Source organism: Rariglobus hedericola, assembly GCF_007559335.1.
Lineage (GTDB): Bacteria > Verrucomicrobiota > Verrucomicrobiia > Opitutales > Opitutaceae > Rariglobus > Rariglobus hedericola.
The window spans coordinates 566,560-581,149 of the sequence record NZ_VMBG01000001.1 but is presented as its reverse complement, the minus strand read 5'-3'; the positions used below and the strand labels follow the sequence as shown (position 1 = coordinate 581,149).

General features: G+C 61.6%; 17 protein-coding genes. 7 read left to right on the top strand and 10 right to left on the bottom strand.

The window, feature by feature from the left end; all coding sequences use genetic code 11:
• Positions 1-7 precede the first annotated feature (7 nt).
• The 4 genes from FPL22_RS02685 to FPL22_RS02670 are packed head-to-tail and all read right to left on the bottom strand — an operon-like array spanning position 8 to position 1,574.
• Positions 8-547 carry an SRPBCC family protein gene (locus tag FPL22_RS02685; RefSeq protein ID WP_144228573.1) on the bottom strand — a complete coding sequence of 180 codons (540 nt, stop codon included), beginning with the start codon at positions 545-547 and terminating at the stop codon, positions 8-10.
• A gap of 12 nt (positions 548-559) precedes the next feature.
• Positions 560-958 (bottom strand): DoxX family membrane protein, encoded by a 399-nt coding sequence (locus FPL22_RS02680; RefSeq protein WP_144228572.1) that lies wholly within the window; start codon positions 956-958, stop codon positions 560-562.
• Positions 959-990: 32 nt separating this feature from the next.
• Entirely contained in the window at positions 991-1,200 is a 210-nt protein-coding gene (locus FPL22_RS02675; RefSeq protein WP_144228571.1) for a hypothetical protein, read from the bottom strand.
• Between the two features lie 11 nt (positions 1,201-1,211).
• Positions 1,212-1,574 (bottom strand): DUF1428 domain-containing protein, encoded by a 363-nt coding sequence (locus FPL22_RS02670; RefSeq protein ID WP_144228570.1) that lies wholly within the window; start codon positions 1,572-1,574, stop codon positions 1,212-1,214.
• A 144-nt stretch (positions 1,575-1,718) separates the two neighbouring features.
• Here FPL22_RS02670 and FPL22_RS02665 point away from each other — a divergent pair, with 144 nt between their 5' ends.
• From FPL22_RS02665 to FPL22_RS02655, 3 genes are read left to right on the top strand one after another with little or no spacing between them, the layout of a single operon-like run.
• Positions 1,719-2,108 (top strand): YciI family protein, encoded by a 390-nt coding sequence (locus FPL22_RS02665; RefSeq protein WP_144228569.1) that lies wholly within the window; start codon positions 1,719-1,721, stop codon positions 2,106-2,108.
• An 8-nt stretch (positions 2,109-2,116) separates the two neighbouring features.
• Entirely contained in the window at positions 2,117-3,415 is a 1,299-nt protein-coding gene (locus FPL22_RS02660) for an RNA polymerase sigma factor (protein ID WP_238991293.1), read from the top strand.
• A gap of 10 nt (positions 3,416-3,425) precedes the next feature.
• Entirely contained in the window at positions 3,426-4,844 is a 1,419-nt protein-coding gene (locus FPL22_RS02655) for an MATE family efflux transporter (protein ID WP_144228567.1), read from the top strand.
• A 9-nt stretch (positions 4,845-4,853) separates the two neighbouring features.
• Here the strand turns inward: FPL22_RS02655 and FPL22_RS02650 are convergent, their stop codons facing one another.
• A complete protein-coding gene (locus tag FPL22_RS02650; protein WP_203235102.1) occupies positions 4,854-5,714 on the bottom strand; it encodes a ParB N-terminal domain-containing protein in 861 nt (286 codons plus the stop codon).
• Between the two features lie 123 nt (positions 5,715-5,837).
• Between FPL22_RS02650 and FPL22_RS02645 the strand changes: the two genes are divergently transcribed.
• Positions 5,838-7,034, top strand: coding sequence for a metallophosphoesterase (locus FPL22_RS02645; RefSeq protein ID WP_162525165.1), 1,197 nt, complete (start codon positions 5,838-5,840; stop codon positions 7,032-7,034).
• A 6-nt stretch (positions 7,035-7,040) separates the two neighbouring features.
• On the opposite strand, the gene FPL22_RS02640 is transcribed toward FPL22_RS02645, so the two are convergent.
• Positions 7,041-7,706 carry a site-specific DNA-methyltransferase gene (locus FPL22_RS02640; protein WP_144228565.1) on the bottom strand — a complete coding sequence of 222 codons (666 nt, stop codon included), beginning with the start codon at positions 7,704-7,706 and terminating at the stop codon, positions 7,041-7,043.
• Between the two features lie 10 nt (positions 7,707-7,716).
• A complete protein-coding gene (locus FPL22_RS02635; RefSeq protein ID WP_144228564.1) occupies positions 7,717-8,160 on the bottom strand; it encodes a hypothetical protein in 444 nt (147 codons plus the stop codon).
• 101 nt (positions 8,161-8,261) lie between these two features.
• On the opposite strand from FPL22_RS02635, the gene FPL22_RS02630 reads away from it, so the two are divergent.
• A complete protein-coding gene (locus tag FPL22_RS02630) occupies positions 8,262-9,305 on the top strand; it encodes a Gfo/Idh/MocA family protein (RefSeq protein WP_144228563.1) in 1,044 nt (347 codons plus the stop codon).
• Positions 9,306-9,335: 30 nt separating this feature from the next.
• Here the strand turns inward: FPL22_RS02630 and FPL22_RS02625 are convergent, their stop codons facing one another.
• From FPL22_RS02625 to metG, 3 genes are read right to left on the bottom strand one after another with little or no spacing between them, the layout of a single operon-like run.
• Positions 9,336-9,581 carry a hypothetical protein gene (locus FPL22_RS02625; protein ID WP_144228562.1) on the bottom strand — a complete coding sequence of 82 codons (246 nt, stop codon included), beginning with the start codon at positions 9,579-9,581 and terminating at the stop codon, positions 9,336-9,338.
• Between the two features lie 35 nt (positions 9,582-9,616).
• Positions 9,617-11,035 carry an isochorismate synthase gene (locus FPL22_RS02620; RefSeq protein ID WP_144228561.1) on the bottom strand — a complete coding sequence of 473 codons (1,419 nt, stop codon included), beginning with the start codon at positions 11,033-11,035 and terminating at the stop codon, positions 9,617-9,619.
• Positions 11,036-11,061: 26 nt separating this feature from the next.
• Positions 11,062-12,600 carry a methionine--tRNA ligase gene (gene metG / locus FPL22_RS02615; RefSeq protein WP_144228560.1) on the bottom strand — a complete coding sequence of 513 codons (1,539 nt, stop codon included), beginning with the start codon at positions 12,598-12,600 and terminating at the stop codon, positions 11,062-11,064.
• A gap of 240 nt (positions 12,601-12,840) precedes the next feature.
• Between metG and FPL22_RS02610 the strand changes: the two genes are divergently transcribed.
• On the top strand, positions 12,841-13,752 hold the full coding sequence (locus tag FPL22_RS02610; protein ID WP_203235101.1) for a metal ABC transporter substrate-binding protein: 912 nt from the start codon (positions 12,841-12,843) through the stop codon (positions 13,750-13,752).
• Entirely contained in the window at positions 13,749-14,585 is an 837-nt protein-coding gene (locus tag FPL22_RS02605; protein ID WP_144228558.1) for a transporter, read from the top strand. The genes FPL22_RS02610 and FPL22_RS02605 overlap by 4 nt, the downstream gene beginning before the upstream one ends.
• Positions 14,586-14,590: the final 5 nt, after the last annotated feature.

The following is a 14,590-nucleotide window of genomic DNA, read 5'->3' as shown; positions in this document are numbered from 1 at the left end:
GGGGCTCTCACGGTTTTGCCGGCGCCTCCGACAACGCCTTGAGATTCGCCAGCCCCTCCTCGAACTGCGGCCCGATCATCTTCTCGCAGTCGATGAACAGCCCGACCGCCTTGAAGAAAAAGTTGTTCTTCCCGCTCATGCTCCACGTGACTTCGGTTTGAGCATCGACCGGCTTGAACGTAAACTCCGCATCGTTCGTCCCCTCAAATGGTTTCACGAACTCCAGTTTGAACCGGATCAGTTCATGCGGACGGCTCTCGACGATGGTCATCGTGCCCTCGCCCACCTCGCTATTGCCCACCCATGTAAACGACGAACCTGTTCCCGTCTGCGGTCCCGCAAACGTCGCCTTGGCATTCGGATCAATCTTGGCCCAAGGCGAGAACTCCTGCCACGTGCGCAGATCGTTGACTTTCGCAAACACCGTCGCAGGCGACGCCGCGATCACCGTGGTGCGCGCGACGCGAAATTCGGCGGGCTGCATCGCCACCACGACGATAAACACCGTCACAAGCACAGCCGCGACCAAGAGTATTTTCTTAAGCATAAATTCTAGTTTTCAGACTTCCGTTTTCCCGAACAGCGGACGCCACGCGGCCCGATAAACCCACGCGAGGTAAAGATGCACGGCGAGAAACACGCACGCCATCGGAAGGCCGGACGGCTCTAGGAAAACGTGAAACGCGACGCTGTTCACGATGAACGGGGCAAACAACAGCAGCGCCAGCGGCACGCACCGGTTGACCAGCAACAGCGCGCCTACGACGAGCTGCGTGAGTCCGATCATCGGCATCATATAGCCGCTCGCCGCCAGTGCTCCGGCAAATGCCGCCGCTTTTTCGGGCAGCTGAACTTCCGGTTGCGGAATAAAATTAAAGAACAGATTCAGTCCAAAGACCACCAGCGGTAAGCCGAGCAGCCAGCGCGCGACCACAGGAAGGATACGTGAGATTTTCATGATAAGGTTTCGTGCAAGTTCAACGAACGACCCTACGCAATCCGGACAGCGCAGACATCGTTTTCCGGATAATCTTCAGCTTCGCACTCTTCACGCAACGCTCCGATGCGCGCCGAAGCCGTCAAAGCGACATCGGCCGCCTCCCGGCTTCCGCGCGAATCCAGCGCAAAACCCAGCGTTTCCAGCTCACGCTGAAACGCCCCGAGTTCGGTCATCAAGTTCCGTGCCTTCGCCGTGTTCATGCCATGCCCGCTCAGGCCGACACCATGACTTTAAAACCACCGTAAAGCATGCGCGCGCAGTCGAACGGCATATCCTTGGGGTTGCACATCTCATGAACGCGCGGGTCTTTCATGACCTTGGCGTTCACCTTGTCGCGATGGGCGCGCGATTTAAACGTAATGTAAGAAAACACCACGGTTTCGCCCGCCTTGGTTTTGATACCTTTGGTGAAGGTCATGCACATCTTGATATTCAAGTCGTCGCCCGCCGCCTCCACATAATCCAAAGCGCCATGCTCCTTCCATATCTTGGACGCTTTTGCCGCGATGCGGAAATATGCCGCGAGTTTTTTCTTCGGAACGGGAATGACAAATCCATCTACGTAGCGAGCCATGATGATCTCCTTGGTTTGAGGTTTTTCGTGTGTCGTAATGACGTCTTCAAATAGTCAACGAACGGCGTCCGACGTTCCGGACACAAAACTTACCCTTTCCCTGAATTCGTGTCCATTCCAGCCTCCCTGACTCGTTGTAATCACATGGAAACCCAACCTTACATGCTTCTCTTCCGGAACACCGGCCCGGAGAACCACCAGCACCTCTCGCCCGATCAACGCCAGCAACTCATCACCCGCTGGAACGCCTGGTTCGAAGGCCTCCTGAAGCAGGGTAAAGCCACCGAGGGCCAACCGCTCGAAGCGCAAATCCACGTTGTTTCCGGCCCCGCGCACCAACGCGTCGTGGACGGCCCGTTTTCCGAAACCAAGGAATCCGTCGGCGGCTACGTAAAACTCCGCGTCAGCGGACTCGACGAAGCCATTGCCATCGCGAACGCCCACCCCGGTCTCGAATACGGTCTCGTCATCGAGGTCCGCTCCATGGTGGCCGACTGCCATCTCGGCGTGACCACGACTTCGGAGAAATCCTGAAAACCTCCGTGGCTTTCCCGGACCCCATTCCGCCGCTCGCGTCCCACACGCCGTCGGGCCTCGTGGAGCATTTCTTCCGCCACGAAACCGGACGCCTCCATGGCGCGCTCGTGCGCCTGCTCGGCGTCAACCACCTCTCGCTCGCCGAGGACATCGCGCAGGAAGCCCTTCTTCGCGCCCTGCGCACATGGTCAATGGGCGGCATCCCGCCCAACCCATCCGCGTGGATCACTCGCGTGGCCATGAACCTCGCCAAGGACCACCTGCGCCACCGCAACATGTCGGCCGCCAAGGAACCGGCGATCATCACGCACATCGAGCAGACCCTCCCGTCGCCCGCCGCAGTCGCCAGCGATTCATCACACACGATCCGCGACGACGCCCTGCGCCTCCTATTCGTCTGTTGCCATCAGTCCATCGCGCCCGACGCCCAGGTTATCCTCGCCCTCAAAGTCCTCTGCGGTTTTAGCACCGGCGAAATTGCCCGCGCTTTCTTCGCCAGCGAACCCGCTATCGAGAAACAACTGACCCGCACCAAACAGCGTATCCAGGAATCCAATATCGCCTTCGAACTCCCCGAAGCCGAAAATCTTGCCCCACGTCTCGACGGAGTCCTCGCCGCGCTCTACCTCCTCTTCAACGAGGGCTACAAAGCCTCCTCCGGCGATCGCTTGCTTCGCGAAGACCTCTGCCGCGAATCCATCCGCCTGACCACGCTGCTGCTCTCCCACCCCGCCGGCCGCACGCCGCGCACCCACGCGTTGCTCGCCCTCATGCTGCTCACCAGCGCCCGCTTCCCTTCGCGTCTCGACGACCAAGGCGCACTCCTCCGCCTTGATGAACAGGACCGTTCCAAGTGGGACGCCCGTCTCCTCAACGAAGGTCTCCAACACCTCGCCTCCGCCGCGCAGGGCGAAACCGCCAGCGAATACCACCTCCAAGCCGGCATCGCCGCGCTCCATTGCACCGCGCCCGACGCCGCCTCGACCGACTGGCCGCGCATCCTCGCCCACTACGATCTCCTCCTCACCCTGAAACCGTCGCCCGTGATTGAGCTCAATCGCGCGGTCGCCGTCGCCCACGTCCACGGCCCGCAAGCCGGACTCGACGCGCTTGAATCCATCGCCCACTCGGACCGCCTGGACTCGCTTCATCTATTCCATGCCGTGGCCGGCGAACTCCACACCCGCCTGAACAATCACCGCGCCGCGGCCGAGAGTTATCGCCGCGCCCTCGCCCTTGCCCAAGTCGGCCCCGAACAATCCCATCTCGCCCGCCTACTCGAACGCGCCGAAGACTACGCCTGATACAATCTCCATGTCCGCCCCCGCCATCTCGTCCTCCCCGCCCGCGCAATCCTTCTGGCGCAGCGTCGCCCAGGCCCTCCGTGGCGAACAACACGACTACACCGCGCTCCCGCTCAACCGCGCCGTCCTGCTCCTCGCCGTCCCCATGATCCTGGAGATGCTCATGGAGTCGCTCTTCACCGTTGTGGACATCTTTTGGGTCGCCCGTCTCGGACGCGACGCCATCGCCGTCGTCGGCCTCACCGAGTCGGTCATGTCGCTCATCTTCGCGGTCGCCATCGGCATCTCCTTCGCCGCCACCGCCATCGTCTCCCGCCGCATCGGTGAAAAAAATCCCGCCCTCGCCGCGCAGGCCGCCGGCCAAATCCTCGTCCTCGGCATCACGCTCGCCTCCGGCATCGGCCTCGTCGGCGGCTGGTTTGCCGGCGACATCCTGCGCTTGATGGGAGCCGACCCCGCCGTCGTCGCGCAAGGCACCGACTACGCCCGCGTCATGCTCGGCGGCAACGCCACCGTCTTCCTGATCTTCGTCATCAACGCCATTTTCCGCGGAGCCGGCGACGCCTCGCTCGCCATGCGCACGCTCATTCTGGCGAACAGTCTCAACCTCATTCTCGATCCGTGCGTCATCTTCGGCTGGGGCCCGTTCCCCGAGCTGGGCGTCACCGGCGCCGCCGTCGCCACCAACATCGGTCGCGGTATCGGCGTGCTTTACCAACTCTGGCACCTCACCGGCAAACCCAGCCACATCCGCATTCGTTGGTCCGACCTCCGCCCGCGCGCCGAGAGCCTCCTCGTCATCATCCGCACGTCCGGCAACGGCATCGCTCAAATGCTCATCGCCACGACCAGTTGGGTCGGCCTCTTCAAAATCCTCGCGATCTTCGGCAGCCCCGTGCTTGCCGGCTACACCATCGCCATCCGCGTGATCATCTTCGCCCTCATGCCCGCCTGGGGACTCGCCAACGCCGGCTCAACCCTCGTCGGCCAAAACCTCGGCGCCAACCAACCCGACCGCGCCGCCGCCGCCGTGAAAATCGCCGCCAAGTTCAACGCCGCCCTCCTCGGCATCGTCGGCCTCGTGTTCATCGTTTTCGCCCGCCCCATCGTCGGTCTCTTCACGCAAGACCCCGAGGTTTTCGCCCACGGCGTGCGCGCGCTCTGGATCGTGAGCGTCGCCTTCCCGCTCTACGCGATCGGCATGTGCCTCGAAGGCGCGTTCAACGGCTCCGGCGACACCGCCACACCCACGCGCCTCAATTTTTTCTGTTTTTGGTGCGGACAAGTCCCGCTCGCCTGGCTCCTCGCACAACCACTCGGACTCGGCCCCCTCGGCGTTTACATCGCCGTGCCTGTCTCGTTCACCGTGCTCACACTGTGGAGCGGCGTGCTCTTCCGCCGCGGCAAGTGGAAGCAGAAGCGGATCTGACGTGTTTGCTCACGCCAGCATCGCGGCCTCGACCCCGTCCACCGCCGCCGTGGTATCCACTTCACCCGCGAGCGCTTTTTCCACCCATCGCTTGATGCGTTGCAACCCCGCCCGGCGTTGCGGATCACCCGGCTTCATCGTGCCGAGAAGATTGATCACCGTCGCCGCGTAATCATGCGCGTTCGCTGTCGTCAGCGTCTTGAGCTCGAACGGATTGATCTCCCCGCGACGAATCATTTCACGAGCTTCGCGTTCCAGCTCCATGTTGGAACCACCGAGCGAGCCCGGACCATCGCCGCCACCTTGCGGACGCCCGCCGCCACCTTCCCCTTCACTTGAACGTTTCTCTTCCTTCCCGCGCGCAACCTTTTCCACTTCCGCTGGATATTCCTTCCCGTCGCGACCGGTGACCTTGCCGGCTTTTTCAATCCGACCCGACTGAACCATTTCGTTACGACGCGTGCGCACGAGTTCGGGCGACACTTTGCAAATTTCCGCGATGACCGGATTCGCCATGCCCGGCCATTCTTCGAGCGCGATCTCCACGACGTTACGCTTGTCGCTGTTGTTGCGATGCAGACCATTGGTGGCATTCGCTCCGAGGGCGTGCTTCAGCGCATCACCCCGCCCGCCCGGCTGCACCTCGGCGCGAATCGTCAGCGACTCATTCCGCTTCGTCGCGAGGTAACGATGAAACCCGTCCGCCAGCCAGTAAGTCGCCCCGTCGAAATAAACCGAGATCGGCGGAAACTCGGCGCCGTTCTTCATCTCCTCGGCATAACTTTCAATCGCTTCTTCGCTCGTTTTCACGCGGGTCTGCGTGCCGCTGTAGATATCAATCGAATCAAGGGAGAGGGTTTGGATCGGCATAAGAAAAGGGGCCGTTACTGACGCCCATCCAGCGGCATCTGCAAGGGCAAATCACCGTCATTTTTACGGCCATCGGCTATCTGTATTTGCATGGGAGCAATTCCTGCATCCGTTAAAACTTCCATGTCGTCCCAAGAGCGCAGCGCAGTTCCGTCCATTGATGAAGCGAGCACCGAGGAAGCAGCCCCGAGTAATGACGGCCTCATGCCCAACCGCATGGTTATTTTTGTCGGGCTTTTTTCGCTCATCCTGCTCCTCGCGACGGCGTTGGTAAGTGTCACCTTTCGCCACTTCGCCGGCATCACCGGCTGGACCTCGTTGGTAATACCACCGTTGCTCACGCTGGGTTTTGTGCCCGCGATGCTCCTCGGCTTTCGTCGCCGAAACGCTGCGATTACCGCATTGTATCGGTTGTCGGCTACGGCGTTGGCGTTTCTCAATTTCGCGCTTATCGCCGCCCTCGTTTGCTGGATTGCCTGCGGCATCACCACGCTGCTCGGAACGTCACTCAATTCCCGCCTGCTGGCGTTTTCACTCTATGGTCTCGCCGTCGTCGTCACCGCATACGGGTTGATCAACGCCTATTGGATTCGCACCACGCGCGCCACCGTCGCACTGCCGAACCTCCCGCCGACCTGGCGAGGTCGCACCCTCGCCCTCGTGAGCGACGTCCACCTTGGCAACGTCCGCGGCAATGCCTTTGTCCGCCGCATCGTTTCGCGCCTCAACGCACTCAAGCCCGATGCAGTGCTACTCGCCGGCGACATGTTCGACGGTGCCGAAGTCGATCTTAAGACCGTTGCGCAATCTTGGGAAAAACTGGCAGCACCGCAGGGCGCCTATTTCGCAACGGGCAACCACGACGAATTTTCTGATCGTTCCAAATTTATTACCGCGCTCACCCGCGCTGGCGTGCGCGTGCTGCATAATGAAAAACTGGACCTCTCGGGAGGTCTTCAACTCATCGGCGTTCATGATGGCGAAGCCGGTGAGCCCGTGCGTTTCCGCAAGATTCTCGAACGCCTGAGCATCGCTCACGACCGCGCCAGCATTCTCCTCACGCATCAGCCATCGAACCTCACGATTCCCGAAGCTGCCGGCGTTTCTCTGCAAGTCTCGGGTCACACCCACGGCGGCCAGTTCTGGCCGTGGACGCATGTCGTTTCACGCGTTCACGGACGTTTCGCCTACGGCCTGAATCGCCTCAACTCCCTCCAAGTGCTCACCAGCAGCGGCGTCGGCACGTGGGGCCCGCCCATCCGCGTCGGCACGCGCTCCGAAATCGTGCTGATCCGCCTCGAAGCAGAGACCGCCAGCTGATCCCGATCAGAGTTCGTCCGGCCTCACCGTCAGCACCCGCGACTGCTCACAGCGTTTGCGGGACAACTCCACGCCGAGCGCGTCGAGCCCCATCGCGTTAGCAACCGCCAGCACGGTGCCCACGCCGCAGAACGGATCGAATATCACCTTCGCTCCCACCTGCTCCTTCGCGAAACGCACCGCATGCCCCGCCGCGCGCACGCCCATCGCGCGAATCCATTTCAGTTCGCCCGCGTCCGTGATTATGTCCGGCAGCGGCAGCACTTCGGGGCAGTTCATCGCCCGCGACACCGCGATCAGATGCGTGAACCCGGGCCGGCCATACGTGAGCATCCCCGGCGGACGTCGCGCGACGATCTTGTGAAACAATACTCGCGCGCCCGCATCCTCCGCCGCGCGCACGACCATCGCGCCTTTATCGATCCACGCGCCATCACGCTTGATATCCGACTGGAAAAACAAGGCCGCGCTCTCATCCGGCACGGCATTCACGACCAACTCGACCGCACCGAGAAACCAAGCACGCCACGCCGGCAGCGTCATGTTCACCTCCGACACATCGGGCAGCGACGTCACCGCGCACGCCCCGTCAATCCGCCCGCGCTCCCGCATCCACGGAATCGCATCGGCTTGGTGCACTTCGCGCATCGGCGACGAAATCGGTTCACTCATGCCGCAATCACTACCGCCAGCGCACCAAAATGGAACCGTGATCCTTCACCCGCCGTAATTTCCACGGCGTCCATTGAATCACCACATCTTTGACCGCGAATCCGGCGCACCACACGAGTCCGCCCGCCAGCGGCCACGCCCACTCCGCCATCGTCACCGCAAACGGAACAGCCAGCGCCGTCAGCAAAATGCCGGTCAACACACCGCCGAGGCCCACGGTCGATTCCATGCATATGCATCGCGCTTCTTCGCGATGAACTCCCGCCCCCGCCCTGCGTTGTTTCGTGAGCAACCAGATATCCCGCAACAACCCTTGCCCGAGCAACGCCAGCGCTCCGATCGCTAAAAACGATCCGATCTCCAGTTCCTTGGGCAGACGCCCGGCCACCAACGCGAGTGCGCCCGTCGCGAGTGCAATCAGCCCCAGTTCGATTTTTTCCGCACGCGTGAACATACACTCAATTGAGATTAACCGGCGTGCACAGCAAGCGACCGGAGTGCTTTATCTGTTTCCGCAGCCTTGCCGCGCGCACGACCTGTTTTCAACGTGGCCCCATGTCTTCCACCCCGACCCGCATCCGCTGGGGCATCATCGGCTGCGGTGATGTCACCGAAATCAAAAGTGGCCCCGCTTTCTCCAAGGTGCCCGACTCCTCGCTGGTCGCCGTCATGCGCCGCGACGGAGCCAAAGCCGCCGACTACGCCCGCCGTCACGGCGTGGCCCGCTGGTATGACGATGCTCGCGCCCTCGTCGCCGATCCCGAGGTCGATGCGATCTACGTCGCCACTCCGCCCGGCGCGCACCTCGACGGTGCCTCGCTCGCGGCTGCCGCCGGCAAACCCTGCTACGTCGAAAAACCCTTCGCCCGCAGCACTGTCGAATGTGACGCCATCGTCTCCGCGTTTCGCACCGCCGGCGTCCCGGTCTTCGTTGCCTACTATCGCCGCTGCCTGCCCCGCTTCACGCAGGTCAAAGCCCTCCTCGCCGACAACGCCCTTGGAACCGTCACCAACATCCGTCTGCACTTCGCCTGCCCTGCGCCTGTGATCGCCGATCCCGCCAGTCCGCCGTGGCGCCTCGACGCGGCCAACGCCGGCGCGGGCCTGTTCCTCGATCTTGGGTCACACGCGCTCGACCTGTTCGATTTCCTCTTCGGACCATTGCTCAACGTCGACGGACGCGCCGCGAATCTCGCTACGCCACTCCCCATTGAAGACGCCGTCGCGCTGACCTTCACCACCCAGGCCGGCGCGCTCGGTGCCGCTACGTGGAATTTCGCCAGCGCCATCGGCACCGATGAAGTCGTGATCGAGGGCACGGCCGGACGACTCTCGTTCTCCGTCTTCGGCAACGAACCGCTCCGCCTCCAAACTCGCGACTGCGAAAAAACCTTCGACCGTCCTAATCCGCCGCACGTCCAGCAACCGCTCATCCAAACCATGGTCGATGCCCTGCTTGGCCGCGGCGAATGCCCGAGCACCGGCGAAAGCGCCCGGCGCACCTCGGCCGTCATGGACGCCGTGCTCGACGACTACTACGGCGGCCGCACCGATGCGTTCTGGAGCCGCACGCAAACCTGGCCGGGACGTCACGTTTAAACCAACCCGCACACCGGCCCGCTCGAAAACTCAGCCGTGCGGCTGGTTCTTCGAAGCGTAGTGCGGCACGATCTGCTTGAGATGTCCCTGGATGATCGAGGCGATGGTCGCGGCCGGCGCGGTGTCCTTGTGCAGCTCAAAAACCGCGACGAGTAGCGCGAGTTCGATGTCCACTTTGTTGGTGCTGGCCGTCTTCATCGTGGCAACGATCTCCAGCGCCTGCTTCTCGGCTTTTTTGTAGTTAACGAAATTCTGGTCGGGTGCGGTGTCGCTCATGGTCGGTGGTCGTGTTAAGTGTGAGTGATTAAAAATTAACCGAGCAACGCTTCGCGCATAGCGCGGAACTTCAACTCGGTCTCGGCAAATTCCCGCTCGGGATCCGAGCCGGCAACGATCCCCGCGCCGGCATACACGCGGGCATTGCGTCCCTCTACGAGTGCAGAGCGGATGCCGACCAGGAACTCTCCGCCGCCACGCGCATTCAGCCAACCGATCGCGCCGGCGTAGAGACCGCGCGGAAACCCCTCGAGGTCGCGGATGCGGGCGACCGCTTCTTCACGCGGCGAACCGCCGACGGCCGGCGTCGGGTGCAGGCGGGCCAGCGCATCCAGCAAATGAATACCCGCCGGCATTACCGCGCTTACTGGCGTATGAAGATGTTGAACATTGGCCAGTTTGCGCAGCACCGGTTGCGAAGGAAATTGCGGGGCGAACCCCAGCGGCTCCAATCGGCGGACGATCGACTCCAACACATGGCCCTGCTCACGGCGGTCCTTCTCGCTCGCCAGCAACTCGGCCCCCAAGGCGGCGTCTTCGCTCGCGCTTTGTCCGCGACGGGCGGATCCCGCAAGCGCCTCAGTCTCGAGCACTCCCTTGCTCACTCGCACCAGCCGCTCCGGACTCGCGCCGATGAAGCTCTGCCCTCTCCCGTTCGCGACTGAAAAACTGTAACACTCGGGAAAGCGCTCGCGCAGTCCGTTCAACAGGCGCAGCGGATGTAATGGCGCGTTAGTCTGCATGTCCTGCACGCGAGCGAGCACGATTTTTTTTACGACACCGGCCGCAATGGCCGCCAATCCGCCTTTGACCGTCGTGCGGAAATCCCCCGCCTCCGTGGTTTGAAATACGCAAGGTTGCGACGTGACCGGCACCGCCGGTTTTGCGTCGTAGTCGATGTGCTTGAATTTTCCGTGTGCGCGCAGGACACGCTCCGCCAGTGTCGCCAGATCGGAATCAGGCGCGACCAGCAGGTTGGCGACCGCCGTGGTGACTTCGCCCGCCCGCGCGACTTGCCAGCGAGGCACGAACACGCGCGCCGCCGGGAATGCCTCTCCCTGTTCCACTTGGTCGAGAAAGGTGAACGCGCTGAAAAAATGCGGTCCGCCAAACGGCGCATCCACGTCACCCACCGCAATAGTGCGGGCCAGCACGTCGTCGATGAAACGCTGCGCGGACTCAAAGCGCTCCGGGCCCGAAGCCTCGTGAACGAGCACCGCCTCGGCCCCCGCGATCGCAGTGTGGATATTGGGGCGCTCGGCGTAGAAATGCAGTTCGCCCGACTCGAAAATTGCCTCAAGCACCGCCAGCGGATCAAGCGCGCCAACCTGAATGGAAATGCTCACCAACCGCTCGCGTCCGTCGCCTCGCGCCGCCTCGCGGCATTGACGCAGGAAGCCGATCAACGCATCCGGCGAGGCGTTCTCAGTGGGGTTGATCGGGAGGATGGTCATGCGCTGCGCCAGCGAACGCCGTGGCCTTACTTCTTCGCGGCCTTATCGCCCTCGGGACGAGGGAAGAGGATCGCCGTCTCGGCGACCTTCGAACCGGTGAGACGCGAGCCCCACTCGAGTTCGTCTTTCCACACGGCACCGGCGGTGTAACCGAGGACCGATTGAATTTTTTCCGTCGTGCCGGGCATGACCGCCTGCAACAGCGTCACACCAAGACGCAGCGCCTCGGCGATCGTTGCGAGCGTGGTGCGCAGGAGCACGGCATCCTTCGCCTCGGTGGATTTCGCAAGCGTCCACGGCGCGCGCGTCTGGATGTAGGCGTTGGTCGCGGTGATGAACCCAAAGGTGCGCTCCAGCGCGCTGTGGAACTGGAAACCTTCGTGTAGCGTGATCACCTCGTCGCGCGTCTTGATCCAGAGTGCCTGCAAATCCTGCTCGGGTTGTTCGGAGACCTCGGGGGCGGGCAACACGCCGGCGCTGAAACGCGTGGTCATATTCAACACACGGTTGACGAGGTTGCCCAGATTGTTGGCGAGCTCGGCGTTGTAGCGCGCGAGAAATTGCGCGAGGGAGAAATCGCTGTCCTGACCCACGCTCATCTCGCGGATCATGAAATAGCGCAGCGCGTCCACGCCGTATTTGTCGGCAAACTCGGCGGCATCGACGAAGTTGCCGGTGCTCTTGGACATTTTGCTGCCGTTGATCGACCACCAACCGTGGGCGAGCAGCGATTTCGGCGGCTCGATGCCGGCGGCCTTGAGCATGATCGGCCAGTAAACAGCGTGCGGCGGCACCAGGATGTCCTTGCCGATCACATGGAAATCGGCCGGCCAGAACTCGGGTTTGTCGATGACGGCCGTGTAGTAGTTCACCAGCGCGTCGAACCAGACGTAGGTCACAAAATCCTCATCGAAAGGAAGCGTGATACCCCATTCGAGACGGCTCTTCGGACGAGAGATACACAGGTCGTTGAGAGGCTCGGACAGGAACTCGAGGACCTGCTTCTGGCGATAGCGAGGGAACACGAAGTTCTCGTTGGCCTTGAGGTGGTCGACCAGCCACGTCTGATACTGCTGCAGTTTGAAGAAGTAGTTCGCCTCGATGATTTCGGTGACTTCGCCGAAAATCTCGGGCCAGGTGCCATCGGGATTGCGGTCTTTGTCCTGAAGGAACTGCTCCTGACGCGTGGAGTAAAAGCCCTTGTATTCGGCTTTGTAGATCTCGCCCTTGTCGTAAAGCTTCTGGAGCAGTTCGCACACGACCTTCTTGTGGCGCTCCTCGGTGGTGCGGATGAAGTCGTTGTTGGAGATATTGAGTTTCTTGCACAGCGCGCGGAATTCTTCGGACACCTCGTCGCAAAACTGTTGGGGCGGAATGCCGCGTTTTTTGGCGCTCTGCTGGACCTTCTGACCGTGCTCATCAACGCCGGTCAGGAAATAGACGTTGTCACCCATCAACCGGCGGAATCGGGCGATAACGTCCGTCAGCACCTTTTCGTAGGCATGGCCTAGGTGTGGCGAACCGTTCACGTAGTCGATGGCGGTCGTGATGTAGAAGTTCTTCATGGGCGGAAGGGGAAACAGAAAGCACGTCCCGCGAAATGTCGAAGATTTTGCAGGTCACACGCCTCGACGCTGAAAACCAGCCGGCGGATTGCGTCGGAGTGCTTCGAATGCCCTGCCTTTCCAAGCAGTTCGCTGCCTTGTCCTGCGAATGCACGGCGGCCTTAGCTAAAATAACTTACTCAATAAATATTAGTTGACCCTAATTCTATGATTCTGAATTTAGGTGAGCCTAACTTTTATATGAGAATCAAACTACTCGCTGGATTCTTGGTCACCTTCACCTGCCTCACGGGCGCTGCGATTTCATTGCAAGCCGCCCCCGACCGTCCGCGCGTGCTCACGACGTTCACGATCCTGGCCGACATGGCTCGCAACGTCGCCGGTGAGCATGCCGACGTCGATTCGCTCACCAAACCGGGCGCCGAGATCCACGGCTATGAGCCCACGCCGCGTGACATCGTGAAAACCCAGCGCGCCAGCCTCGTGCTCTGGAACGGCATGAATCTCGAACGCTGGTTCGAGCCGTTTTTCGCCAACGTCAAAAACGTTCCGCAGGTCGTCGTCACGACAGGCATTGAACCGATGGGCATCACCGAAGGTCCCTACACAGGAAAACCCAACCCGCACGCCTGGATGTCGCCGACGAACGCCGTCACCTATGTTGAAAACATTCGCGCTGCCCTTGCGAAAATCGACCCCGTGCACGCCTCCGCCTACGCCACCAATGCCGCGGCTTACATTGAGAAAATCCGTGCGCTCGATGCACCGGTTCGCGCCAAACTTGCCCGCATTCCTGAAGCCCAGCGCTGGCTCGTGACCAGCGAAGGTGCGTTCTCCTACCTCTGCCGCGACTACGGACTGCGTCCGCTTTATCTCTGGCCAATTAATGCCGATGCGCAGGGCACGCCCCAACAGGTGCGCCACGTCATCGATCAAGTTCGTGCCAACAAGATTCCCGTCGTCTTCAGCGAAAGCACCGTGAGCGACAAACCCGCCCGTCAGGTCGCCCGCGAAACCGGCGTTCGTTACGGCGGCGTGCTCTATGTCGATTCGCTCACCGATGAAAAAGGCCCCGCACCCACCTACCTCGCGCTGCTCGACTACAACGCCCGCACCCTCGTCACCTCCTTTCTCGGTGATGCCGCCCAATGAAACGCCTGCTCGCTCCGCTCACGCTTCTAGCTCCTACGTTTTTCGCCGTCGCTGCCGAGACCGATAAATCCGCCTACACTTTCTCCAATCCCACGCCGCGCGAGCAGATGCGCGAGCTGAGCACCGATCGTCCTGATCAAACCGAAAGCCCTTACACGGTGGACGCCGGCCACTGGCAGATCGAATTCGATTTCGCCAACTACACCTACGACCACGACGCCGGCACGCGCACGGAGACGTTTAACATAGCGCCGGTGAACGTGAAGCTCGGCCTCACCAACAATAGCGATATTCAGTTCATCTTCGACAGCTACACGAGCGAGCGCGTGCGCACCGCTGGCGTCACTACGACGACCCGCGATTGGGGCGATCTGACCATCCGCCTCAAATACAACATCTGGGGCAACGACAGCGGCGACACCGCTTTTGCCGCCATGCCTTTCGTCAAAGTTCCGCTTCAGCTCGGCGATGCAGGCAACGACCTCGTCGAGGGCGGGCTTATCCTCCCTCTCGCCGTCGCTCTGCCCGCAGGCTGGGGCCTCGGCTTGATGACCGAGTTCGATTGGCTCGCCGACTCCACTGGCAACGACCGCCACCTCGAATGGATTAACTCCATTACGTTCAGCCACGACATCACGTCACGACTCGGCGGATACGTTGAGTTTTTCTCCGCCCACAGCTACGAATCCGGCACCGAATGGATGGCGCAAGCCGACATCGGGTTCACCTACGCCGTTAACGCCGACACGCAGCTCGACTGCGGCTGTAATTTCGGTGTCACCCGCAACGCGCCCGATGTGCAGCCTTTCATTGGCCTCACGCTTCGCTACTAATCACT

Coding starts and splice junctions, on each gene's coding strand:
- FPL22_RS02685 (WP_144228573.1), bottom strand. CDS start 547: ATGCTTAAGAAAATACTCTTGGTCGCGGCTGTGCTTGTGACGGTGTTT.
- FPL22_RS02680 (WP_144228572.1), bottom strand. CDS start 958: ATGAAAATCTCACGTATCCTTCCTGTGGTCGCGCGCTGGCTGCTCGGC.
- FPL22_RS02675 (WP_144228571.1), bottom strand. CDS start 1,200: ATGAACACGGCGAAGGCACGGAACTTGATGACCGAACTCGGGGCGTTT.
- FPL22_RS02670 (WP_144228570.1), bottom strand. CDS start 1,574: ATGGCTCGCTACGTAGATGGATTTGTCATTCCCGTTCCGAAGAAAAAA.
- FPL22_RS02665 (WP_144228569.1), top strand. CDS start 1,719: ATGGAAACCCAACCTTACATGCTTCTCTTCCGGAACACCGGCCCGGAG.
- FPL22_RS02655 (WP_144228567.1), top strand. CDS start 3,426: ATGTCCGCCCCCGCCATCTCGTCCTCCCCGCCCGCGCAATCCTTCTGG.
- FPL22_RS02650 (WP_203235102.1), bottom strand. CDS start 5,714: ATGCCGATCCAAACCCTCTCCCTTGATTCGATTGATATCTACAGCGGC.
- FPL22_RS02645 (WP_162525165.1), top strand. CDS start 5,838: ATGTCGTCCCAAGAGCGCAGCGCAGTTCCGTCCATTGATGAAGCGAGC.
- FPL22_RS02640 (WP_144228565.1), bottom strand. CDS start 7,706: ATGAGTGAACCGATTTCGTCGCCGATGCGCGAAGTGCACCAAGCCGAT.
- FPL22_RS02635 (WP_144228564.1), bottom strand. CDS start 8,160: ATGTTCACGCGTGCGGAAAAAATCGAACTGGGGCTGATTGCACTCGCG.
- FPL22_RS02630 (WP_144228563.1), top strand. CDS start 8,262: ATGTCTTCCACCCCGACCCGCATCCGCTGGGGCATCATCGGCTGCGGT.
- FPL22_RS02625 (WP_144228562.1), bottom strand. CDS start 9,581: ATGAGCGACACCGCACCCGACCAGAATTTCGTTAACTACAAAAAAGCC.
- FPL22_RS02620 (WP_144228561.1), bottom strand. CDS start 11,035: ATGACCATCCTCCCGATCAACCCCACTGAGAACGCCTCGCCGGATGCG.
- metG (WP_144228560.1), bottom strand. CDS start 12,600: ATGAAGAACTTCTACATCACGACCGCCATCGACTACGTGAACGGTTCG.
- FPL22_RS02610 (WP_203235101.1), top strand. CDS start 12,841: ATGAGAATCAAACTACTCGCTGGATTCTTGGTCACCTTCACCTGCCTC.
- FPL22_RS02605 (WP_144228558.1), top strand. CDS start 13,749: ATGAAACGCCTGCTCGCTCCGCTCACGCTTCTAGCTCCTACGTTTTTC.